Consider the following 21,119-nt stretch of genomic DNA (forward strand, 5'->3'; position numbering starts at 1 on the left):
CCGTCATGATCGCTTTGCTCAATCGTTTCCAGGATGCGCTGGAGTATTCCCGGCGCCTGGATTTCCTCGGCCCGCTGCTGCTGCGCCTGTACCTGGTGCCGGTGTTCTGGATGGCCGGTACGCAGAAACTGGCCGATATCGGCGCCACGGCGGCCTGGTTTGGCAACCCGGACTGGGGGCTTGGCCTGCCATTCCCCGAGCTGCTGGCCTGGGCCGCGGCGCTGAGCGAGGCCGGTGGCGCCATTCTGCTGCTGTTCGGCCTGGCGGTGCGCTGGATCAGCATTCCGCTGATCGTCACCATGCTGGTGGCGATATGTGCCGTGCACTGGCCCTACGGCTGGCAGGCGATCGCCGACCCGTCCGCGCCCTTCGCCAACGAACGTGTGCTGGCGGCTGCGCAGAAGCTGGAACGGGCACGCGCCATCCTGCGTGAACACGGCAACTATGACTGGCTGACGAGCAGCGGCAAGTTCGTGGTGCTGAACAATGGCATCGAGTTCGCCGTCACCTACCTGGTGATGCTGGTCGCGCTGTTCTTCAGTGGGGCAGGGCGCTGGTTCAGTCTGGATTACTGGCTGGCGCGGCAGTGGCGCACGCCGCGTGCGTCCGTCTAGGCGAGCGGGTTGTCACGGCGCCGGTTCTCGCGAAACTCCCCCGGCGTCTGTCCGGTCCAGCTCTTAAAACTGCGGTGGAAGGAGCGCGACTCGGTGAAACCCAGGTAGCAGGCAATGTCCTGGATCGCCAGGTCACTGCGCAGCAGGTAGTGCTCGGCCAGCTCCTGACGCAGCTCGTCGAGTATCTGCTGGTAGCTGGTGCCGGCCTGCTGCAGATGGCGCTGCAGGGTGCGCACCGTCATGTCGAACTTCTCGGCCACCCGTTCCTTGCGTGGCAGACCATCCTTGAGCAGCAGGCGCAGGGCATTCTTCACCCGTCGCGGTAGCGGCTCGTCATCGTCCAGGCCGGCCATCAGGGTCAGGGCGTGTTCTTCCAGCGTGCGCAGCAGGTTGGCGTCGGCCTGGCGCAACGCGACGCCCAGGTAGTCCAGCGGCACCAGCAGCGCATTGCATGGCTGCTCGAACAGCACCGGGCAGCCGAACAGCTGCTGGTAGTCGTCGAGCGTGGTGCCGGCCGGTTGCGCGTGCTCGAACCACACCTCGCGTGGCGAGTGCTCGGAGTCGGCGATCCAGCGTGCGTACAGCAGCCAGGAGGCGAGCACGTTCTCCACCATGTGTCGCCGCACCTCGGGGCCCTGATGACGGCAGCTCCAGATCAGGCGCACATGGTCCTCGGCCGCTTCGATACGGCTGGTGCCCATGTCACCCACCAGTTTCTCGTAGGGCACGATGCGGCTCATGGCTTCGCCCAGGGTGGCGCAGTTCATGGCGATGTAACCGAGCACGCTCCAGGAACCCGGCTGTACGAAGCGCGCCGCGTGCAGGCCGAACAGCGGGTCGGCGGAAACGCTCATCAGGTGTTCCAGCAGGCGCTCATGCACCTCGCTGGGCATGCGCTTGCCATTGTCGGCCAGGTCGCGCGCATCGATGCCGGCCGCCGCCAGCGCGCGATCGATGTCCAGGCCGAGGTGCTCGGCCTGGCGCAGGTACTTGAGCAGGGCGGGAACCGAGGTGTAGCCGAGGTTTTCCATGGGTTCTTCTTGTTCTGGGTGAAAGGGTGCTCTGCCTGTCTTGATTGGCGACAGCGCCTGTCACAATCCGACAGTGACGGCGGACGACGGCTGGCTAGTATAGGCAGCCATCAGTGCTGATCGGAATGGGGAACGCAATGCGACGCTGGAACGGATGGGGTGACGAGTCGACCGAAGTGGAACTGCCGGCACATGGCGAGGCGTTTCTCGCCGAGCTGATCGGGCCAGGGCAGCGTCTGGCCGATGCCAGCCTGGCGCAGGTGCTGGCCAGTGTGCCGCCGTCGCGCCTGGCGCCGCACCCGTCGATCAGCCAGGACGCCGAGATGCGCGTGCGCCACGCCCGTGGGCAGAGCCTGCCGGACTGGCTGGCCATGCGCTCCGGGGATTTCGGCCTGTTTCCCGATGGCGTTGCCTGCCCGGAAAGCGCCGAGCAGATCCGCGAGCTGCTGGCCTGGGCGCAGCAGCACGACGTCACGCTGATTCCCTATGGCGGCGGCACCTCGGTGGCCGGGCACATCAATCCGCAAGCCGGCGAGCGCCCCGTGCTGACCCTGTCGCTGGAGCGCATGACGCGTCTGCTCGACATCGACGAAGACAGCCTCATCGCCACCTTCGGCCCCGGCGCCAATGGCCCGCAGGTCGAGAGCCAGTTGCGCGCACGCGGCTACACCCTGGGGCACTTCCCGCAGTCCTGGGAGCTGTCGACCCTCGGCGGCTGGGTGGCCAGTCGCTCCAGCGGTCAGCAGTCCTTGCGCTATGGGCGCATCGAGCAACTGTTCGCCGGCGGCAAGCTGGAAACCTTCGCCGGCACTCTGGAGATTCCCACCTTCCCGGCCTCGGCCGCCGGCCCCGACCTGCGCGAGCTGGTGCTGGGCTCGGAAGGGCGCTTCGGAGTGATTTCCGAAGTGCGCGTGCGCATCAGCCGCCTGGCCGAGCAGGAGCGCTTCTATAGCGTCTTCCTGCCCGACTGGCAGCAGGCACTGAGCGCCGTGCGACAGCTGGCCCAGGCGCGCGTACCCCTGTCCATGCTGCGCCTGTCCAATGCCATCGAGTCGCGTACCCAGCTGGCGCTGGCCGGGCATCCGCAGCAGATCGCCCTGCTGGAAAAGTACCTGGCGTTGCGCGGCGCCCGTGACGGCAAGTGCATGCTGACCTTCGGCGTCACCGGCAGCCGTGTGCAGAACGCCGCCTCGCTGAAACAGGCGCGGCGCCTGCTGAAGGGCTTCGGCGGGGTGTTCACCGGCACCCTGCTGGGCAAGAAGTGGGAGCAGAATCGCTTCCGCTTCCCGTACCTGCGCCATGGTCTGTGGGAGGGCGGCTATCTGGTCGACACCCTGGAAACCGCCACCGACTGGTCGAACGTCGACAACCTGCTGAACAAGGTCGAAGCCAGCCTGCGCGAAGAGCTGGTCGGCGACGGTGAGCGCGTGCATGTGTTCACCCACCTGTCGCACGTCTATGGCGAGGGCTCCAGCATCTACACCACCTATGTGTTCCGGCCGGGCAGCGACTACGCCGAGGCCCTGTCGCGCTGGCAGCGCCTGAAGGCCGCGGCCAGCCGCACCATCGCCGAGAACCGCGGCACCATCAGCCACCAGCATGGCGTCGGGCGTGACCATGCGCCGTACCTGGTGGAGGAGAAGGGCGAGCTGGGCATGGCCACGTTGCGCAAGCTGTCCGCGCATTTCGATCCTGAACAGCGCCTGGCTCCCGGCGTGCTCCTGCAGGACTGATCATGGAAGCCTGGAACGCCGCCTGGCGCGAACGTGCCCTGCCCGAGCTGGCGGCGCGCGACTGGGACTTGCTGGTGATCGGCGGCGGCATCTGCGGCGCCGGCATCCTGCGCGAGGCCGCCCGGCGTGGCTGGCGTTGCCTGCTGCTGGAGCAGCGTGACTTCGCCTGGGGCACCTCCAGTCGCTCGTCGAAAATGGTCCACGGCGGGTTGCGCTATGTCGCCAAGGGGCAACTGGCGCTGACCCGTGATTCGGTACGCGAGCGCCAGCGCCTGCTGGGCGAGGCGCCGGGGCTGGTGCAGCCGCTGAGCTTCGTCATGCCGCACTATCGTGGCGGCTTTCCCGGCCCCAGGGTCTTCGGCGGCTTGCTGAGCCTGTATGACGCCCTGGCCGGCAAGCGCAACCACCTGTTCTACCCGCTGCAGCAACTGCGCTATCTGGCGCCGGGCCTGCGCGAGGATGGCCTGCTGGGTGGCACGCGTTTCTTCGATGCGGTGACCGACGATGCGCGCCTGGTGCAACGTGTGCTGGGTGAGGCGCGCAGCGACGGTGGCGAGGCGCTCAACGGCATGCGCGTGGTCGAGCTGCTGCGCGAGGCGGACCAGGTCGTCGGTGTGCTCGCCGAGGATACGCAGACGGGCGCGCGCTACCCGCTGCGCAGTCGCGCCGTGGCGCAGGCCACCGGGGCCTGGGCCGACCGCCTGCGTACGCCGGGCAATGGGCGGATCCGCCCGCTGCGCGGCAGCCATCTGCTGCTGCCGGGCTGGCGCCTGCCGGTGGCCCACGTCTTCAGTTTCATGCATGCGGAGGATGGTCGGCCGGTGTTCGTCTTCCCCTGGGAGGGGGCGACGGTGATCGGCACCACCGACCTGGATCATGATGGGGCGCTGGATGACGAGGCGGCCATCAGCAACGCGGAGGTCGACTACCTGCTGGCGGCCTGTGCCCAGCAGTTTCCCCTGGCCCTGGTCGGCCGCGCCGACGTGCTGGCGACCTGGGCCGGCGTGCGTCCGGTGGTGAGTGACGGCGCCGTCGGCCTGAAGCCCTCGGACGAGAAGCGCGAGCATGCGCTGTGGGTCGAGCCGGGGTGCGTGACCCTGGCCGGCGGCAAGCTGACGACCTTCCGGCTGCTGGCGCTGGAGGTGTTGCGCGCTTGCGCCGGTTTCGTCGGCAAGACGGTCGACGACCGCGGTTGTGCGGTGTTCCGCGCTGAAGCGTTGCCGTCCATGGCGTCGCTGAGCCCGGCGCAGCAGCGGCGTCTGGCCGGTCGCCATGGTCGCCAGCTGGGCGAGGTGCTGCGGCGGATCGAAGCCCTGGGTGAGGCGTGCGTCGCCGGCACCGACACCCTGTGGGCCGAGCTGGCCTGGGCCGCCGACGGCGAACTGGTGCTGCACCTGGACGACCTGCTGCTGCGCCGTACCCGTCTGGGCCTGTTGCTGGCCGAAGGCGGGCGTGCCGAGTTGCCGCGCATACGTGCGCTGTGCCAGCCGCGCCTGGGCTGGAGCGACGAGCGCTGGCAGCAGGAACAAGCGAACTACCTGGCGCTCTGGCAACGCTGCTACAGCTTGCCGCCAGCCTGATCATCCAGTGGTGGCCTGGCCGCCGCTGGCAGCCCGGACGCGAACCGGGACAAACGAAGAAGCCGCGCCCGGTATGCAGCCGGCCACGCAGCCACATGCCTGACAAGAAGGATCACACCTTGAGCGAACCAAGCTACCTGCTGAGCATCGACAACGGCACCCAGAGCGTGCGTGCGCTGCTGTTCGATACCGCCGGCAACCTGCTCGCCAAGGGCAAGGTGGAGCTCGACCCGTACTTCTCCAGCCAGCCGGGCTGGGCCGAGCAGGACCCGGAGTACTACTGGGCCAGCCTGGGTGAGGCCTGTCGGCTGCTCTGGCAGCAGGCGGACATCGACCGCAGCCTGATCCGGGGCGTGGCGGTGACCACGCAGCGTGGCAGCGTCATTCATGTCGATGAGCAGGGCACGCCGCTGCGCCCGGCGATCCTCTGGCTCGACCAGCGTCGCGCCGAGGTCCGCGAGCGCATCAAGGGGCCGTGGGGCTGGCTGTTCAAACTGGCCCGTGCCGAGGAGGCGGTCGATCACTTCCGTGGCCAGGCCGAGGTCAACTGGGTCGCGCAGCAGCAACCGGAGATCGCCGCCCGCACGCACAAGGTGCTGCTGCTCTCGGGCTTTCTCACCCATCGTCTGTGTGGCCGTTTCGTCGACTCGACCAGCAGTTGCGTGGCCTACCTGCCGTTCGACTACAAGCGCCTGTGCTGGGCTGCGCCGCGGGACTGGAAATGGCAGGCGCTGGCGGTACGCCGGGAACAGCTGCCCGAGCTGTTCAAGCCGGGCGAGCGCCTGGGCAGCATCTCGGCGCAGGCGAGTCGTCACACCGGTATTCCCGAGGGGCTGCCGCTGATCGCCGCTGGCGCCGACAAGGCCTGCGAGGTGCTCGGCTCCGGCGCACTGGACGCCAGCACCGCGTGCCTCTCCTACGGCACCACGGCGACCATCAACACCACCCGCAGTCGTTATCTGGAGACCATCGCGCTGATTCCGCCGTACCCGGCAGCGCTGCCGGATCACTTCAATACCGAGGTGATGATCTATCGCGGTTTCTGGATGGTCAGCTGGTTCAAGCGCGAGTTCGGCCTGCGCGAGATGCAGCGCGCCGAGGCTCTGGGCGTGGCGCCCGAGGTTCTGTTCGACGAACTGGTCAACGCCGTGCCTCCCGGCTCCATGGGGCTGATGCTGCAACCCTACTGGACCCCCGGCATCCGGGAGCCCGGACTGGAGGCCAAGGGCTCGATCATCGGCTTCGGTGACGTGCACACGCGCGCGCACCTGTATCGCGCCATCCTCGAAGGGCTGGCCTATGCCCTGCGCCAGGGCAAGGAGCGCATCGAGAAGCGTGCCGGCACGCCGATCCGTCGCCTGCGCGTGTCCGGCGGTGGTTCGCAGAGCGATGCGGCGATGCAGCTGACTGCCGACATCTTCGGCCTGCCGGCAGAGCGCCCGCATCTGTACGAAACCAGCGGCCTCGGGGCAGCGATCAACTGCGCCGTGGGCCTTGGCCTGCATGCCGACTATGCGGCCGCCATCGCCGCGATGACCCGCGTCGGCCAGGTCTTCGAGCCCGACCCGGCGGCGCAGCGCACCTACGAGCAGCTCTACACGCAGGTCTACCAGCGCATGTATCGCCAGCTCAGGCCGCTGTACCAGCGCATCCGCAGGATCACCGGCTATCCGGCCTAGGGCTGGCCTCAGGCGACGTCCACCAGCACGATCTCGCTGTCTTCCTGCGCTTCGACGCGCAGCTGCGTTTCCTCGGCGATGGCCACCCCGTCACGTGCCTTGGCGGCCACGCCGTTGACGCTGAAGGCGCCGCTGGCCGCGACCAGATAGGCCTTGCGCCCCGGCTGCAGGCTGTACTCGGCAGTCTGTCCGGCCTTGATCGTGGCGGCTAGCAGTCGCGCATCGGTGCGGATGCGCAGGGCGTCGACATCGTCCTCGTAGCCACTGGCCAGGGTGACGAAGGCTCCGGAGCGATCTCCCTTGGGAAACGGCTTGGCGCCCCAGGACGGCGGCAGGCCCGCCTGGGTCGGCTGGATCCAGATCTGGAAGATCTTGGTGGTCTCATCCTCCAGGTTGTACTCGCTGTGGGCGATCCCGGTGCCGGCGCTCATCACCTGCACATCGCCGGCCTCGGTACGGCCCTTGTTGCCCAGGTTGTCCTCGTGGCTGATCGCCCCTTCGCGGACATAGGTGATGATCTCCATGTCACGATGCGGATGGGGCGGAAAGCCCGAGTGCGGCGCGATCTCGTCGTCGTTCCAGACACGCAGGTTGCCCCAGCTCATGCGCTGCGGATCGTAGTATTCGGCGAAGGAAAAATGGTGGCGGGCATTGAGCCAGCCGTGGTGGGCGCCACCGAGTTGTTCGAACGGACGTACGTCAATCATGGTCAATCCTCCTGTCACGCCTAGGTTGAGTCCCGGGCAGTGTCGATGGCGGCATGATCCATTTGGTTTAATCGATTTTAAAGCGCAATGTTTTTGGTATTAACATCGATTTATTCGATTATTTTCGCGAAAGCCAAGCACTAGGCTTTCGCTGAACCCTTCAAGGAGGAGTGCGATGGGCGAGCGCAAGGCCTGGCTGATTCTGCATGGCAAACAGGCACTGAACGAAGAGGTGAGGGCGGCGGTTAACGGCCTGCGCGAGCGTGGCTGGGATCTGGCGGTGCGCCTGACCTGGGAAGGCGGTGACGCCGAACGACTGGTCGAGGAAGGGCTGGCGGCCGGCTATCGGACGCTGATCGCCGGCGGTGGCGATGGCACCCTGCGCGATGTGGTCGAGGCGCTGGTCAGGGCGCGGAGCGAGGCGAGCCTGGCGCTGCTGCCACTGGGCACCGCCAATGACTTTGCCCACGCCGCCGGTATCGCCCTGGCCCCCGCCGCCGCGCTGGCGCTGCTGGAGGTCGAGCCGGTGAGCGTGGATGTCGGGATGGCGGGCGAACGCGCCTTCCTCAACATGGCCACGGGCGGCTTCGGCTCCAACGTCACCGCCAACACGCCGGAAGAACTGAAGAAGGTGCTGGGTGGCGCCGCCTACCTGCTCACCGGGCTCAGCCGCTTTTCCGAGGTGCGCGCCGCCACGGGGCGCTTCCACGGGCCTGACTTCGACTGGCAGGGGGAGTTTCTCGCGCTGGGCATCGGCAACGGCCGCCAGGCCGGCGGCGGCCATGTGCTGTGCCCGCAGGCCAGGGTCGACGACGGCCTGCTGGACGTCTGCATCGTACCGGCCGCGCAGGATGTGGTGACGACCCTGGGCACCCTGCTGTCGGGCGGCATGCGCGGCCTGCAGAGCGTGGCGATCAACGCTCGCCTGCCCTGGGTCGAGGTCGAGGCCAGCGAGGGGCTCGACCTCAACCTCGATGGCGAGCCGATGACGAGCGAGCGCCTGCGTTTCGACGCGGTGCCTGCTGCCCTGCGTCTGCACCTGCCGGAGCATTCCCCGCTACTCGGTCGCTGGTCAGGTGAAGAGGGCTGAGGCATGATGGCTGAGCGCCAGCAATGCTACAGTCTGCCGGCCGCTCGCCGATAACCCTAATGGCAGGCTAGACTCACTAAACACCACGGGAGCGCATGATGGCCGGCATTCTTGATTCAGTAGATCAACGCACGCAACTGGTCGGCGAAAACCGCCTGGAAATCCTCATGTTCCGCCTGGGCGGCCGGCAGCTGTTCGCGATCAACGTGTTCAAGGTGCAGGAAGTCCTGCAGATGCCCAAGCTGACGCTGATGCCCCAGCGCCATCGCTTCGTCTGTGGCGTGGTCAACCTGCGTGGTCAGACCCTGCCGGTGATCGACCTGTCTCAGGCCATCGGCATGCGCCCGCTGGTGCCGGATGAGCGCAGTACCATCATCGTCACCGAATACAACCGCTCCGTGCAGGCATTTCTGGTCGGCAGCGTCGACCGCATTCTCAACCTCAACTGGGAGTCGATCCAGCCGCCCCCTGGCGGTGCCGGCCGGCAGCACTACCTGACCGCCATCACCAAGGTCGACGAGCAGATCGTCGAGGTGATCGACGTGGAGAAGGTGCTGGCCGAGATCGTGCCGATGAGCACCAAGGTATCGGCCGAGAAACTGGCCGACCCGCTGCTGGAGAAGGCGCGTGGTCGTGAGGTCCTGCTGGTCGACGACTCCAGCGTGGCGCTCAGCCAGCTGCGTGACACCCTGACCCAGCTGGGCATTCGCCTGCACATGGCCAGCGACGGCCTCAAGGCCTTCAACCTGCTGAAGAAGTGGGCCGACAGCGGTGAGGTGATGACCGACAAGCTGCTGATGGTCTTCACCGATGCCGAGATGCCGGAGATGGACGGCTACCGGCTGACCAGCGAGATTCGCAGCGACCCGCGCCTCAAGGACCTCTACGTGGTGTTGCACACCTCGCTGTCCGGCAGTTTCAACGAGGCCATGGTGAAGAAGGTTGGCTGCGACGGTTTCCTCTCCAAGTTCCAGCCGGACAAGCTGGTGGACGTGATCCGCACGCGCCTGGAGCTCGACGAGCCCCGCTAGGGGCAGCACGCAGGCTTCATCCTTTCGTCGCGGCGCGGGCGGGGCGACCGTCCGGCGCTGACGCTGCCCATCCGCCAACCCGCTACCCGGGTTTACCCTGTTTCCTGCAGCCTGGTGCTTGTGAGTATCGGCGTCAGCTCGTATAACGGCGTTTTGCCAACAGGGAGCTGATCCATGCCGAGTCTTTCGGAGCTGTACCGCTATCCGCTCAAGTCCGGGCGCGGCGAGGCGCTGCAGCGCAGCGCGGTCGATGGCCTGGGGCTCAATGGCGACCGCCGCTGGATGGTGGTCGATGCCGACAACGGTCGCTTCATCACGCAACGCCTGCTGCCGCAGATGAGCCAGCTGAGCGCCCTGTACGACGGTCGCGGCGGCCTGACGCTCAGCGCGGCCGGGGTCGAGGATCTGTGCGTCGCGCTTCCCGAGCCGGATCAGGCGTTGCGCGGTGTGACCGTCTGGCGTGACAGCCTGCGCGTGCCGGATGCCGGCGACGAAGCGGCGGCCTGGCTCAGTGCGCTGCTGGGCAAGTCCTGTCGCCTGGTACAGGTGCCGGACGAGCGTACCCGCCAGGTCGATACCGCCTATGCGCAGCCAGGGGACCGGGTGGCCTTCGCCGATGGTTTCCCGCTGCTGCTGATCGGCCAGGCGTCGCTGGACGACTTGTCGCGGCGTGTCGGCCAGCCGCTGTCGATGCTGCGCTTTCGCCCCAACCTGGTGGTCACCGGCAGCGAGGCCTACGCGGAAGACAGCTGGAAGCGCATTCGCATTGGCGAGGTGGAGTTCGACGTGGCCAAGGGCTGTTCGCGCTGCATCCTCACCACCGTCGATCCGCAGACCGGCGAGCGCCATGCCCAGCGTGAACCGCTGGCCACGCTGAAGACCTACCGTGAGCGCGATGGCGATGTGTACTTCGGTCAGAACCTGCTACCGCGCGGCGTAGGCGAGCTGCAGGTGGGCATGCCGGTCGAGGTGCTGGAATAAGCCGCAGGCCATGAGCCTCGGGCTGCAAGCCGCAGCGCTGTGTTCAGCGTTCATGGCTTGCAGCGCACGCGGTTTCACTGGTCGTCGAAGAAGCGCTCGTTCCAGGCCACCAGCGGGTGGGGCGCATTGAGCTTCTGGCCGTAGATGACCGAGTAGGACAGCACGTTCTGCACGTACTGGCGGGTCTCGTCGAACGGGATGTTCTCCACCCAGACGTCATAGCTCAGGTGATTGGCGCCGCGCAGCCACTGGCGCACGCGGCCTGGGCCGGCGTTGTAGGCCGCCGAGGCGAGCACGCGGTTGCCGTTGAACTGGCCATATACCTGGCTCAGGTAGGCGGCGCCCAGCTGGATGTTGGTCTCCGGGTTGATCGCCTGCTTCGCCGAGGACAGCGGAATGCCGAACTTGCGTGCGGTTTCCCGGGCGGTGGCCGGCATCAGCTGCATCAGGCCCATCGCGCCGGCATGGGAGCGGGCGTCGGCCATGAACGCGCTCTCCTGGCGGGTGATGGCGAATACCCAGCTCGAATGGATGTCACGGCGTCGCGCTTCACGCACCAGGTCATCCCGGTGCGCCATGGGGAAGCGCACTTCCAGGTCGTCCCAGTACTGGGCCTGGCTGATCGTGCGGATGGCGGGGAAGTACCACTCCATGTCGTAGGCCAGGCGTGCCTGGGCCACCAGTTCATCGCGACTGAACAGGCGGCTGACGTGGTACCACTCGCGCCGGCCGTCGACGATCTGCCCCAGGGCGTGGAACTCCATGGCGCGGCGGATACCGGCCGTGTTGCGCACCTTCTGGATGACCTTGGGGTCGATGTGCAGCGGCTGGTTGTTCAGCTGGTAGGGGGCCTTGACCTGGTCGGCGGCCATGAAACCGTAGAAGTCACGCTCCTTGGCCAGTGCCTGGAACAGCACGGCCGGTTGCTGGCTGTTGGGCTGGGCCAGTTGCAGGCTGCGGGCGTTCCAGTAGCGCCAGCGGTTGCTGCTGGCCAGCTCGGCGGGCATGCGCTGGGTCAGCTGGTAGGCCTCATCCCAGCGAGCGTTGCGCAGCAGCAGCCGTGCGCGCCACTCGCTGACGCTGTTGTCGCGCAGTTCCGGGTCGTACTTGGCCATCACCTGCAGCCCGCGCATGTCGAAACGCTTGGCCAGGGTCAGGCCGATCTGCCGGGCGATGGCGACCTTCTCCTGTTCGGAGAACTTCATGCGCTGCGCGTAGCTGTCCAGCAGCGGCAGGGCGTCTTCCGGGCTCTGCCGGGCCAGGCGACGCAGGCCGAGACCGACCACGTCGCCCATTGCCTCGTCGGCCGGAGCGAAGCGGGCGGTCTGCTTCAGGGTTTGCGGTTTCTGCGCCACCTCGAGCAACAGCTTGCCGTGGGTGCCGAGGGTGGACAGCCCCTTGACCAGGTAGTTGGCCAAACCATAGTTGCCGGCCTCGACGGCCAGCTTGGTGCGCTGCCAGCGGCGGCTCTCCGTGAGCTGGCCGTTGGCCGTCCAGCGCTCGAACAGCGGGTCGCAGGCATTGGGTTGCGACTTGCCCACCAGCCAGAGCTTCTCGGCCGTGGCATTGCCTTCCGCGACCTGGCCATGGGTCATCTGGTACTGGCCGTAGAGGCAGTCCAGTTCGGTGAAGTTCATCGCCGGATCGTAGTGCGCGAGAAAAGGTTTCCAGTCGCCTCGCTCGGCCAGCATGCGCAACCAGCGCAGCTTCATCCAGCTGGCTTGCGGCAGGTCGCCATGCTCGGCGAGAAACTTCTCGATCTCGGCATTGCTGGCGGACTTGAGCCGGCTGGTCAGGTCGTCATAGGTCAGGTAAGGCGTCAGCGGGTAGTCACGCAGCGCTGTCTGGTAGGTGCGGTAGGGACCGCTGTCGCCCTTGGCCAGTGCGCGCTTGGCTTCGTCGTAGTACTGGCGCTGCTGGGCAAGGCTGGCGGCTTCGGCGCTGGCGACGCCGGCGGAGGTGAGAATCAGGCAGGAAATTACGGAGAGAAAGCGACTGCGCATGGTATATCCAGGGGCAAGCGGGTGATTGGGCAACACGGTCCGTGTTGTTGCATACGTCTAGCTTAGCGCTTCATCGAGGCAGGGTGAATGGCGCAGCGCCGGACGGACATATGCGGCAAAAAAGCGGCGCCGGGGCGCTCGGGCGCCATCCGGGTGGATGCCGTTGCCGGCGCGAAACGGCAACAGCCCGGTTGCATCTCGGGTAGAATGCGCCCCCTGTTTCTGGAGATGCCCATGACCCTGCTCAAGTTCGCTGACGTATCCCTCGCCTATGGCGCCATGCCCCTGCTCGACGGGGTGTCGTGGCAGATTGCACGGGGCGAACGGGTGTGCATCATCGGCCGCAACGGTACCGGCAAGTCGAGCATGTTGCGCCTGGTCAAGGGCGACCAGATGCCGGATGACGGCGAAATCTGGCGGGCGCCCGGGCTGAAGATCGGCGAGTTGCCGCAGGAGCTGCCGCGTGCCGACGAGCGCACGGTGTTCGACGTGGTCGCCGAAGGCCTGGCCGGAGTCGGCGAGCTGCTGGCGCGTTATCACCACCTGGCGCAGCACATCTCGGGCGATGACGATCTCGAGCAACTGATGCACGTCCAGCAGGAGCTGGAAGCCAAGGACGGTTGGCGTTTGCAGCAACTGGTCGACAGCACCCTGAGCCGCCTGCAACTGCCTGCCGACAAGACCCTCGCCGAGCTGTCCGGTGGTTGGCGCCGCCGCGTGCTGCTGGCGCAGGCGCTGGTTTCCGAGCCGGATCTGCTGCTGCTCGACGAACCGACCAACCACCTGGATATCGGCGCCATCGCCTGGCTCGAAGAAGCGCTGAAGGACTTCGGTGGCGCCGTGCTGTTCATCACCCACGACCGCTCCTTCCTGCAGAACCTGGCCACACGCATCCTCGAGCTGGATCGTGGCGGGCTGATCGACTGGAACGGCGACTACGCCAGCTTCCTCGTGCACAAGGAGCAGCAGCTCGCCGCCGAGGAGACTGCCAACGCGCTGTTCGACAAGCGCCTGGCCCAGGAGGAGGTGTGGATTCGCCAGGGCATCAAGGCACGCCGTACGCGCAACGAAGGCCGGGTGCGTGCGCTCAAGGCGATGCGTGCCGAGCGCGCTGAACGTCGCGAGCGCCAGGGCAAGGCCACCATCCAGCTGGAGACGGCGGACAAGTCCGGCAAGCAGGTCATGGTGGCGGAGAACGTCAGTTTCGCCCATGCCGGCGGTCCGTTCCTGGTCAGGGATTTCTCCATGGTGCTGCAGCGTGGCGACCGCATCGGCCTGCTGGGCGCCAACGGCACCGGCAAGACCACCTTGCTCAAGCTGCTGCTGGGTGACCTGCAGCCGAGCAGTGGCGGCATCGAGGTGGGCACCAAGCTGGAAGTGGCATATTTCGACCAATTGCGTCACCAGCTCGAGCCGGAGAAGACGGTGATCGACAACGTCGCCGAAGGGCGCGACTTCATCAGCATCGATGGGCAGAACCGCCACGTGCTGAGCTACCTGGGCGACTTCCTGTTCAGTCCGCAGCGGGCGCGCACCCCGGTGAAGGCGCTTTCCGGGGGGGAGCGGGCACGACTGTTGCTGGCGAAGCTGTTCAGTAAACCGGCCAACCTGCTGGTGCTCGATGAACCGACCAACGACCTGGATGTAGAAACTCTGGAACTGCTCGAAGAAGTCCTGCTTAACTTCCCTGGTACGGTGCTGATGGTCAGCCACGATCGTGCCTTCCTCGACAATGTCGTGACCAGCACCTTGGTGTTCGAGGGCGAGGGCAAGGTGCGCGAGTACGTGGGTGGCTACCAGGACTGGCTGCGCCAGGGTGGTTCGCCGCGCCTGCTCGGTGTTGGCGAGAGCAAGTCGGGCAAGGCCGAGCTGGCCAGCGCGGTCGTCGAGGCGCCGGCGGCAGCGGCGCCACAACCGGTTCAGGAAAGCAGCGAGCCGGCGAAGAAGAAACTCAGCTACAAGCTGCAGCGCGAACTCGAAGCGATCCCCGGGCAGATCGATGCCCTGGAGCAGGAGATGGCCGCGTTGCAGGAACGGATTGCGGATCCCGGCTTCTATCAGCAGCCGGTGCAGACCACCACGGACGTATTGGCGCGTCTCGATGACCTGCAGAAGGAGTTGGACAGGTTGATCGAGCGCTGGGCAGAGCTGGAAGGCTGACGAAGGAACGAACAGGCATGGCCATCGAGTACCGCATTACTCTGGATGACAATCATCAGTTCAGCTATCGGATCGAGCTGAACCGGGAGTACGACCCCGAGGAGGCTCAGCAGGCACCAGCCTGGACGCGTCTCGGGCACCAGCAGTGCAGCAACTGCCCGCTCAGCCGCGAGCAGTTCAGCAACTGCCCGGCGGCGGTCGACCTGCATCGGGTGATCGAGGATTTTCGTGGCCTGCCGGCGTTCAAGAAAGCCAGTGTCTGGGTCCGTACGCCGGAGCGCGAGTACACCAAGCACCTGGGCCTGGAGGAGGGGCTGCGTGCGCTGCTGGGGGTGATCATGGCCACCAGCGCCTGCCCGCTGCTGGGGCGCCTGCGGCCCATGGCGCAGCATCACCTGCCGTTCGCCAACAACCAGGAGTTCATCCTGCGCGCGGTGTCGCTCTACCTGACGCGGCAGTACTTCAACATGCGTGAAGGGCGTCTGGCCGATTGGGAACTCAAGGGGCTGGTGCGCCTGTTCCAGCAACTGAAACTGGTCAACCAGGCGTTCTGGCAGCGCATCCACGACACCTGCGAGGGTGATTCGAACCTCAAGGCCTTCCTCACCTTCTTCTCCATGTCGTCGAGCATGACGGTATCGCTGGAGACTCAGCTGCAGAAGATCCGTCCGCTGGTCATGAGTGCCGGCGATTCGTTCGACTGAGCAACGAACCGCCGCCAGTTGTGATCTCCCGCGGCTCAGCGATGAGCGCGGGAGACAGGATCAGGCGTGTTTTTCCGGCTTCTTCAGGCGCACCGCGAGCACGTCGCAGGGCGCACCGTGCAGCACGTCGTTGGCGGTCGAGCCGAGCAGCAGTGCCAGGCCGTGGCGGCCATGGCTGCCGACCACGATCAGGTCGCAACCCTGTTCTTCGGCGAGACGGTGGATTTCCTGGCGTGGCTGGCCGTAGGCAAGGTGGCGCTGGTCCGCAGCGAGCTCGGGGTACTTGCCGGAGAAGCTGTCCAGGCGCTCGCGGGCCTGTTCGAACTGCTGTTGCTGCAGCATCGACAGGTCCATCGGCACGTCACCACCGAAGGCCATGGCCATGGGCTCGACGATGTGCACCAAGGACATCTTCGCTCCGCTGGCCTGCGCCAGTTTCTGTGCGCGAACCACCACGGGGTCGCATTCGTCGGTCAGGTCTACGGCGACCAGAATATGCTGGTAGGGCATGGTGAACTCCTCGTGAAAGGCAAATAGCGCTGTATCAAGTATGGCCCCATTGCATGCGATAGGGCGACCGATCATGGCAGGGAAAAGAAAAAGCCCAGTGCGAGCACCGGGCGGAGGTGGCCAGGCAGGCCGGAATGCGGGGCATCAATGCTGGCTGGCGGCATATTGCGCCGATACGCCTTCGAGGCCTTCGATGATGCTGTCGGAATACTTGCTGATCAGGAAAGGTACGGTATTTTCGTTGTAGTTGCGCAGCGATTTCTCGATGTAACGCCATTTGGTCTCGATGGTGTTCAGCGCAGCGCTGATTTCCGGCGTGTTCTGCTGCGCGCTGCTGAGACTGTCCAGCTTGCTGGCGAACTCACCCGCCAGCTCGTCGATTGCCCGCTCCTCGCCACCGCCGAAGAAGCTGGCGCCGACCGAGGCGCTGCGCGAGGCGTAGTCCAGGGCGATGTTCTGCATCAGCAGGCTCTGCTCGCGGCTTTTCTGGGTGAGCGGCGGAACGCTATGGCCGCTTTCCTGTTGAATCTTCTGATACAGCTCCTGACTGATGGCCATCAGGCGCTGATTGCTGTCGGCGAGGTCGGCAACCGGCTGCAGGTCGGTGTAGCCCTTGGTGCGCATGGCTTCCATCAGTGCCTGGAGCGAGGCGTGGTAGCTCTGCCAGTTGCTCTGCAGCTGCGCGCGCAGGGCCTTGCTGGCGTCGCCGGGCATGTCGCCCAGGGCGCTGAGGTGCGACTGCACGTCCTGCAGTGATTCGCCGATCATCCGCGCATAGCGCTGGTCGCCTTCCATGCCGTTGTACATGTAGAAGTCGCCCAGGCTCTTCTGCATCGCCAGGCGCAGCTGGTGCAGGCGCAGCAGGTCATCGGCCGGCGCGGCATTGAGCAAGGGAGAGGAAAGCAACGTGAACAGCAGAACGAGCAGGGCGCTCAGGGGGAATGCAAGCGAACGGCGGCTCGACATTGGCGACTCCGTGTGGCCCATCGTGGGGCTCGATTTGTTGTTGTAGTGCTCACGGATGGCGCTGTGCCAGCCGAAAGTGAGACGACTGTACCCGGAGCGTCGGCGTTTGGCTAGGGACTCGGGCTTGCCTGCAACAAACGCGAAAACACCGGCAATGGCACGATATTGACGCTATTTATCGAGACCCGCTGGAGGCCGCGCGTGACCAGGCTTGCGCAAATCGTCGGGAAAACGTCGAAACGAGGCCAATTGACAAGCGCGGGCTTTTCCCCGAAGGTGTGCACACCCAAATCAAACGGGCGTATGAATTGAGCGTTTGCCTGGTCAGGCGCGCCAACACAGCCCGAATATCGCGTCGGCGGGTGTGTCGTACCGATTGGGGCTATGCTCGACGGCTGTGTCGCGGGCAGGCCTGCCGGTTGGCTCCGATGTGTACTGTTCAGCTTCCATACCGTGGAGATCAGTTGATGATTTACGAAGGTAAAGCCATCACGGTTAAGGCTCTTGAGAGCGGCATCGTCGAATTGAATTTCGACCTCAAGGGTGAGTCCGTCAACAAATTCAACCGTCTTACCCTCAACGAGCTGCGCGCCTCCGTCGACGCGATCAAGGCTGACGGTTCGATCAAGGGCGTGATTGTCACCAGTGGCAAGGACGTATTCATCGTCGGCGCCGATATCACCGAGTTCGTCGACAACTTCAAGCTGCCCGACGAAGAGCTGGTGGCTGGCAACCTGGAAGCCAACAAGATCTTCAGTGATTTCGAAGACCTCGCCGTGCCGACCGTCGTCGCCATCAACGGCATCGCCCTGGGTGGCGGTTTCGAGATGTGCCTGGCCGGTGACTACCGTGTGATGAGCGAGACCGCCAAGATCGGTCTGCCGGAAGTCAAACTGGGCATCTACCCGGGCTTCGGCGGCACCGTGCGCCTGCCGCGCGTGATCGGTACCGACAACGCGGTCGAGTGGATCGCTTCGGGCAAGGAAAACAAGGCTGCCGACGCCCTGAAGGTTGGTGCCGTCGACGCCGTCGTCGCCCCTGCCAAGCTCAAGGACGCCGCGCTGGACCTGGTCAAGCGCGCCATCTCCGGCGAGCTGGACTACAAGGCCAAGCGTCAGCCCAAGCTGGAAAAGCTCAAGCTCAATGCCATCGAGCAGATGATGTGCTTCGAGACCGCCAAGGGCTTCGTCGCTGGCCAGGCCGGCCCGAACTACCCGGCACCGGTCGAGGCGATCAAGTCGATCCAGAAAGCCGCCAACTTCGGCCGTGACAAGGCGCTGGAAGTCGAGGCCGCCGGCTTCGTCAAACTGGCCAAGACCTCGGTTGCCGAGAGCCTGATCGGTCTGTTCCTGAACGACCAGGAGCTGAAGAAGAAGGCCAAGCATCACGACGAAATCGCGCGTGACGTGAAACTGGCTGCCGTACTCGGCGCCGGCATCATGGGCGGCGGTATCGCCTACCAGTCGGCTTCCAAGGGCACGCCGATCCTGATGAAGGATATCCGTGAAGAGGGTATCCAGATGGGCCTGAACGAGGCCTCCAAGCTGCTCGGCAAGCGCGTCGAGAAGGGCCGCATGACCCCGGCGAAGATGGCCGAGGCGCTCAACGCCATCCGTCCGACCATGTCCTACGGTGATTTCGGCAACGTCGACATCGTCGTCGAAGCCGTGGTCGAGAACCCCAAGGTCAAGCAGATCGTGCTGGCCGAAGTGGAAGGCGTCGTACGTGAGGACGCCATCCTGGCTTCCAACACCTCGACCATCTCCATCAGCCTGCTGGCCCAGGCGCTCAAGCGCCCGGAAAACTTCGTCGGCATGCACTTCTTCAACCCGGTGCACATGATGCCGCTGGTCGAAGTCATCCGTGGCGAGAAGTCCAGCGAAGTGGCCGTGGCCACCACCGTTGCCTACGCCAAGAAGATGGGCAAGAACCCGATCGTGGTCAACGACTGCCCCGGCTTCCTGGTCAACCGCGTGCTGTTCCCGTACTTCGGCGGCTTCTCCAAGCTGCTGGGCTTCGGTGTCGACTTCGTGCGCATCGACAAGGTGATGGAGAAGTTCGGCTGGCCCATGGGTCCGGCCTACCTGTCCGACGTGGTCGGCATCGACACCGGTCACCACGGCCGTGACGTGATGGCTGAAGGCTTCCCGGACCGCATGGCCGTGGAAGGCAAGACCGCCGTCGACGTGATGTACGAAGCCGACCGCCTGGGCCAGAAGAATGGCAAGGGCTTCTACGCCTACGAGACCGACAAGCGCGGCAAGCCGAAGAAGGTCTCCGACCCGGCTGCCTACGAGCTGCTGAAGTCGATCGTGGTCGAAGAGCGTGAAGTCACCGACGAGGACATCATCAACTTCATGATGATCCCGCTGTGCATGGAAACCGTTCGTTGCCTGGAAGACGGCATCGTCGACACCGCAGCCGAGGCCGACATGGGCCTGATCTACGGCATCGGCTTCCCTCCCTTCCGTGGCGGTGCGCTGCGCTACATCGATTCCATCGGTGTCGCCGAGTTCGTCGCCCTGGCCGACAAGTACGCCGACCTGGGCGCGCTGTACCACCCGACCGCCAAGCTTCGCGAAATGGCCGCCAACGGCCAGAAGTTCTTCGGTTAAGCGCGCAACGACTAGAGCGAGAGTGAATTTATGAGCCTGAATCCTAGAGATGCAGTGATCGTCGACTTCGGTCGTACCCCGATGGGTCGTTCCAAGGGCGGCATGCACCGCAACACCCGCGCCGAGACCATGTCCGCGCACCTGATCAGCAAGCTGCTGGAGCGTAACGCCAAGGTCGATCCGGCCGAGGTCGAGGACGTGATCTGGGGCTGCGTCAACCAGACCCTGGAGCAGGGCTGGAACATCGCGCGCATGGCGTCGCTGATGACCCAGATCCCGCACACCAGCGCCGGCCAGACCGTCAGCCGCCTGTGCGGTTCGTCCATGAGCGCGCTGCACACTGCCGTGCAGGCGATCCAGACCGGCAACGGCGACGTGTTCGTCGTCGGTGGTGTGGAGCACATGGGCCACGTCGGCATGATGCACGGTGTCGACCCGAACCCGCACCTGTCGCTGTACGCCGCCAAGGCGTCCGGCATGATGGGCCTGACCGCCGAGATGCTGGGCAAGATGCACGGCATCGGCCGCGAGCAGCAGGACGCCTTCGGTGAGCGTTCGCACCGTCTGGCGCACAAGGCCACCGTCGAAGGCAAGTTCAAGGATGAAATCATCCCGATGCAAGGCTACGACGAGAACGGCTTCCTCAAGATGTACGATTTCGACGAAACCATTCGTCCGGAAACTACCCTCGAGAGCCTGGCTGCGCTGAAGCCTGCCTTCAACCCGAAAGGCGGCACCGTGACTGCCGGTACCTCCTCGCAGATCACCGACGGCGCCTCCTGCATGATCGTCATGAGCGCCCAGCGTGCTCAGGACCTGGGCATCCAGCCGATGGCCGTGGTGCGTGCCATGGCCGTTGCTGGTGTCGATCCGGCGATCATGGGTTACGGCCCGGTGCCGTCCACTCAGAAGGCGCTCAAGCGCGCGGGTCTGAGCATGGTCGACATCGATTTTGTCGAACTCAACGAAGCCTTCGCCGCACAGGCCCTGCCGGTGCTGAAGGACCTGAAACTGCTCGACAAGATGGAAGAGAAGGTCAACCTGCACGGCGGCGCGATCGCCTTGGGTCACCCCTTCGGTTGTTCCGGGGCCCGTATCTCCGGTACCCTGCTCAACGTCATGAAGCAGAACGGCGGCACCCTGGGTGTCTCCACCATGTGCGTGGGCCTTGGCCAAGGCATCACCACCGTCTTCGAGCGCGTTTAAGCGCTAGCGGACACGAAACCGGGGCCCAGTGCCCCGGTTTTGCTTTTTACGGCTTTTCACTTCGGGAACCCCTTCAATGCAGTTGCAGTCAGGACTCTATCGCCATTACAAAGGCCCGCAGTACCGTGTATTCGGTGTGGCGCGGCATTCCGAGAGCGAGGAAGAGGTCGTGGTCTACCAGGCGCTGTACGGCGAGTTCGGCCTCTGGGTGCGACCGCTGAGCATGTTCTGCGAGGAGGTCGAGGTGGACGGCAAGCGCGTTCCACGCTTTGCTTTGATTCAGGCTGAAGTCAGCCCGATTGGGGCGCATCAAGCCTGACTGCGCAGACCCTGCGCTTGACCTTCGCTTGGTCGCCACTATATATAGCGGGGCCTTAGAGGGCGTCTGCAAATTGCTGCACTCGGCCATGCTGCGTTGAAACCAGCCTCAAAATGCTCATGTACAGCTCGTACACAGCACTTTCTCGACTGTTTTCGCCTTGCCTGACCTTCGCTCGCTGCTTTGTAAA

The 21,119-nt window shown here is 65.3% G+C and carries 17 protein-coding genes; 12 read left to right on the plus strand and 5 right to left on the minus strand.

Features of this window, described 5'->3' with window-relative positions; genetic code table 11:
* Nucleotides 1-5 precede the first annotated feature (5 nt).
* Nucleotides 6-614, plus strand: a complete 609-nt coding sequence (locus EWH21_RS09110) for a DoxX family protein (RefSeq protein ID WP_277700337.1) — start codon at nt 6-8, stop codon at nt 612-614.
* Here the strand turns inward: EWH21_RS09110 and EWH21_RS09115 are convergent.
* Entirely contained in the window at nt 611-1,645 is a 1,035-nt protein-coding gene (locus EWH21_RS09115; RefSeq protein ID WP_152488308.1) for an AraC family transcriptional regulator, read from the minus strand. The two genes, EWH21_RS09110 and EWH21_RS09115, sit on opposite strands and share 4 nt — an antisense overlap.
* Nucleotides 1,646-1,782: 137 nt before the next feature.
* On the opposite strand from EWH21_RS09115, the gene EWH21_RS09120 reads away from it, so the two are divergent.
* From EWH21_RS09120 to EWH21_RS09130, 3 genes are all read left to right on the plus strand, one after another.
* Nucleotides 1,783-3,378 (plus strand): FAD-binding oxidoreductase, encoded by a 1,596-nt coding sequence (locus EWH21_RS09120; RefSeq protein WP_047589463.1) that lies wholly within the window; start codon nt 1,783-1,785, stop codon nt 3,376-3,378.
* 2 nt (nt 3,379-3,380) lie between these two features.
* Nucleotides 3,381-4,958 (plus strand): glycerol-3-phosphate dehydrogenase/oxidase, encoded by a 1,578-nt coding sequence (locus EWH21_RS09125; protein WP_277700338.1) that lies wholly within the window; start codon nt 3,381-3,383, stop codon nt 4,956-4,958.
* A gap of 119 nt (nt 4,959-5,077) precedes the next feature.
* Entirely contained in the window at nt 5,078-6,637 is a 1,560-nt protein-coding gene (locus EWH21_RS09130) for an FGGY-family carbohydrate kinase (protein ID WP_277700339.1), read from the plus strand.
* An 8-nt stretch (nt 6,638-6,645) separates the two neighbouring features.
* On the opposite strand, the gene EWH21_RS09135 is transcribed toward EWH21_RS09130, so the two are convergent.
* Nucleotides 6,646-7,344, minus strand: coding sequence for a pirin family protein (locus tag EWH21_RS09135; protein ID WP_277700340.1), 699 nt, complete (start codon nt 7,342-7,344; stop codon nt 6,646-6,648).
* A 175-nt stretch (nt 7,345-7,519) separates the two neighbouring features.
* Between EWH21_RS09135 and yegS the strand changes: the two genes are divergently transcribed.
* From yegS to EWH21_RS09150, 3 genes are all read left to right on the plus strand, one after another.
* Nucleotides 7,520-8,434, plus strand: a complete 915-nt coding sequence (yegS, locus tag EWH21_RS09140; RefSeq protein ID WP_277700341.1) for a lipid kinase YegS — start codon at nt 7,520-7,522, stop codon at nt 8,432-8,434.
* 98 nt (nt 8,435-8,532) lie between these two features.
* The gene (locus EWH21_RS09145; protein WP_037048692.1) at nt 8,533-9,465 is read left to right on the plus strand and encodes a chemotaxis protein CheV; all 933 of its coding nucleotides are present in this window, start codon (nt 8,533-8,535) and stop codon (nt 9,463-9,465) included.
* 174 nt (nt 9,466-9,639) lie between these two features.
* Nucleotides 9,640-10,446 carry an MOSC domain-containing protein gene (locus EWH21_RS09150; RefSeq protein ID WP_047586432.1) on the plus strand — a complete coding sequence of 269 codons (807 nt, stop codon included), beginning with the start codon at nt 9,640-9,642 and terminating at the stop codon, nt 10,444-10,446.
* Between the two features lie 74 nt (nt 10,447-10,520).
* Here the strand turns inward: EWH21_RS09150 and EWH21_RS09155 are convergent, their stop codons facing one another.
* Nucleotides 10,521-12,449, minus strand: a complete 1,929-nt coding sequence (locus EWH21_RS09155; RefSeq protein WP_134676245.1) for a transglycosylase SLT domain-containing protein — start codon at nt 12,447-12,449, stop codon at nt 10,521-10,523.
* A gap of 234 nt (nt 12,450-12,683) precedes the next feature.
* On the opposite strand from EWH21_RS09155, the gene EWH21_RS09160 reads away from it, so the two are divergent.
* Together EWH21_RS09160 and EWH21_RS09165 are read left to right on the plus strand one after the other, a co-directional pair.
* Nucleotides 12,684-14,609, plus strand: a complete 1,926-nt coding sequence (locus tag EWH21_RS09160) for an ATP-binding cassette domain-containing protein (protein WP_277700342.1) — start codon at nt 12,684-12,686, stop codon at nt 14,607-14,609.
* A 17-nt stretch (nt 14,610-14,626) separates the two neighbouring features.
* Nucleotides 14,627-15,313 carry a hypothetical protein gene (locus EWH21_RS09165; protein WP_047586426.1) on the plus strand — a complete coding sequence of 229 codons (687 nt, stop codon included), beginning with the start codon at nt 14,627-14,629 and terminating at the stop codon, nt 15,311-15,313.
* Between the two features lie 60 nt (nt 15,314-15,373).
* Here the strand turns inward: EWH21_RS09165 and EWH21_RS09170 are convergent, their stop codons facing one another.
* Nucleotides 15,374-15,823 (minus strand): universal stress protein, encoded by a 450-nt coding sequence (locus EWH21_RS09170; protein ID WP_037048672.1) that lies wholly within the window; start codon nt 15,821-15,823, stop codon nt 15,374-15,376.
* A 144-nt stretch (nt 15,824-15,967) separates the two neighbouring features.
* Nucleotides 15,968-16,789 (minus strand): hypothetical protein, encoded by an 822-nt coding sequence (locus EWH21_RS09175; protein ID WP_277700343.1) that lies wholly within the window; start codon nt 16,787-16,789, stop codon nt 15,968-15,970.
* 467 nt (nt 16,790-17,256) lie between these two features.
* Between EWH21_RS09175 and fadB the strand changes: the two genes are divergently transcribed.
* From fadB to EWH21_RS09190, 3 genes are all read left to right on the plus strand, one after another.
* Nucleotides 17,257-19,404 carry a fatty acid oxidation complex subunit alpha FadB gene (fadB, locus tag EWH21_RS09180; protein ID WP_037048661.1) on the plus strand — a complete coding sequence of 716 codons (2,148 nt, stop codon included), beginning with the start codon at nt 17,257-17,259 and terminating at the stop codon, nt 19,402-19,404.
* A gap of 30 nt (nt 19,405-19,434) precedes the next feature.
* Nucleotides 19,435-20,610 (plus strand): acetyl-CoA C-acyltransferase FadA, encoded by a 1,176-nt coding sequence (fadA, locus tag EWH21_RS09185; protein WP_277700344.1) that lies wholly within the window; start codon nt 19,435-19,437, stop codon nt 20,608-20,610.
* Nucleotides 20,611-20,686: 76 nt separating this feature from the next.
* Entirely contained in the window at nt 20,687-20,929 is a 243-nt protein-coding gene (locus tag EWH21_RS09190; protein ID WP_277700345.1) for a DUF1653 domain-containing protein, read from the plus strand.
* The last annotated feature ends 190 nt before the right edge of the window (nt 20,930-21,119 follow it).

The sequence above is a fragment of the Pseudomonas sp. REST10 genome, assembly GCF_029542605.1.
Taxonomy (GTDB): Bacteria; Pseudomonadota; Gammaproteobacteria; order Pseudomonadales; family Pseudomonadaceae; genus Aquipseudomonas; species Aquipseudomonas khazarica.

Bases quoted from the DNA above. Each gene is read 5' to 3' on its own strand.
- EWH21_RS09110 (WP_277700337.1), top strand. From the start codon at position 6: ATGATCGCTTTGCTCAATCGTTTCCAGGATGCGCTGGAGTATTCCCGG.
- EWH21_RS09115 (WP_152488308.1), bottom strand. From the start codon at position 1,645: ATGGAAAACCTCGGCTACACCTCGGTTCCCGCCCTGCTCAAGTACCTG.
- EWH21_RS09120 (WP_047589463.1), top strand. From the start codon at position 1,783: ATGCGACGCTGGAACGGATGGGGTGACGAGTCGACCGAAGTGGAACTG.
- EWH21_RS09125 (WP_277700338.1), top strand. From the start codon at position 3,381: ATGGAAGCCTGGAACGCCGCCTGGCGCGAACGTGCCCTGCCCGAGCTG.
- EWH21_RS09135 (WP_277700340.1), bottom strand. From the start codon at position 7,344: ATGATTGACGTACGTCCGTTCGAACAACTCGGTGGCGCCCACCACGGC.
- yegS (WP_277700341.1), top strand. From the start codon at position 7,520: ATGGGCGAGCGCAAGGCCTGGCTGATTCTGCATGGCAAACAGGCACTG.
- EWH21_RS09145 (WP_037048692.1), top strand. From the start codon at position 8,533: ATGGCCGGCATTCTTGATTCAGTAGATCAACGCACGCAACTGGTCGGC.
- EWH21_RS09150 (WP_047586432.1), top strand. From the start codon at position 9,640: ATGCCGAGTCTTTCGGAGCTGTACCGCTATCCGCTCAAGTCCGGGCGC.
- EWH21_RS09155 (WP_134676245.1), bottom strand. From the start codon at position 12,449: ATGCGCAGTCGCTTTCTCTCCGTAATTTCCTGCCTGATTCTCACCTCC.
- EWH21_RS09160 (WP_277700342.1), top strand. From the start codon at position 12,684: ATGACCCTGCTCAAGTTCGCTGACGTATCCCTCGCCTATGGCGCCATG.
- EWH21_RS09165 (WP_047586426.1), top strand. From the start codon at position 14,627: ATGGCCATCGAGTACCGCATTACTCTGGATGACAATCATCAGTTCAGC.
- EWH21_RS09170 (WP_037048672.1), bottom strand. From the start codon at position 15,823: ATGCCCTACCAGCATATTCTGGTCGCCGTAGACCTGACCGACGAATGC.
- EWH21_RS09175 (WP_277700343.1), bottom strand. From the start codon at position 16,789: ATGTCGAGCCGCCGTTCGCTTGCATTCCCCCTGAGCGCCCTGCTCGTT.
- fadB (WP_037048661.1), top strand. From the start codon at position 17,257: ATGATTTACGAAGGTAAAGCCATCACGGTTAAGGCTCTTGAGAGCGGC.
- fadA (WP_277700344.1), top strand. From the start codon at position 19,435: ATGAGCCTGAATCCTAGAGATGCAGTGATCGTCGACTTCGGTCGTACC.
- EWH21_RS09190 (WP_277700345.1), top strand. From the start codon at position 20,687: ATGCAGTTGCAGTCAGGACTCTATCGCCATTACAAAGGCCCGCAGTAC.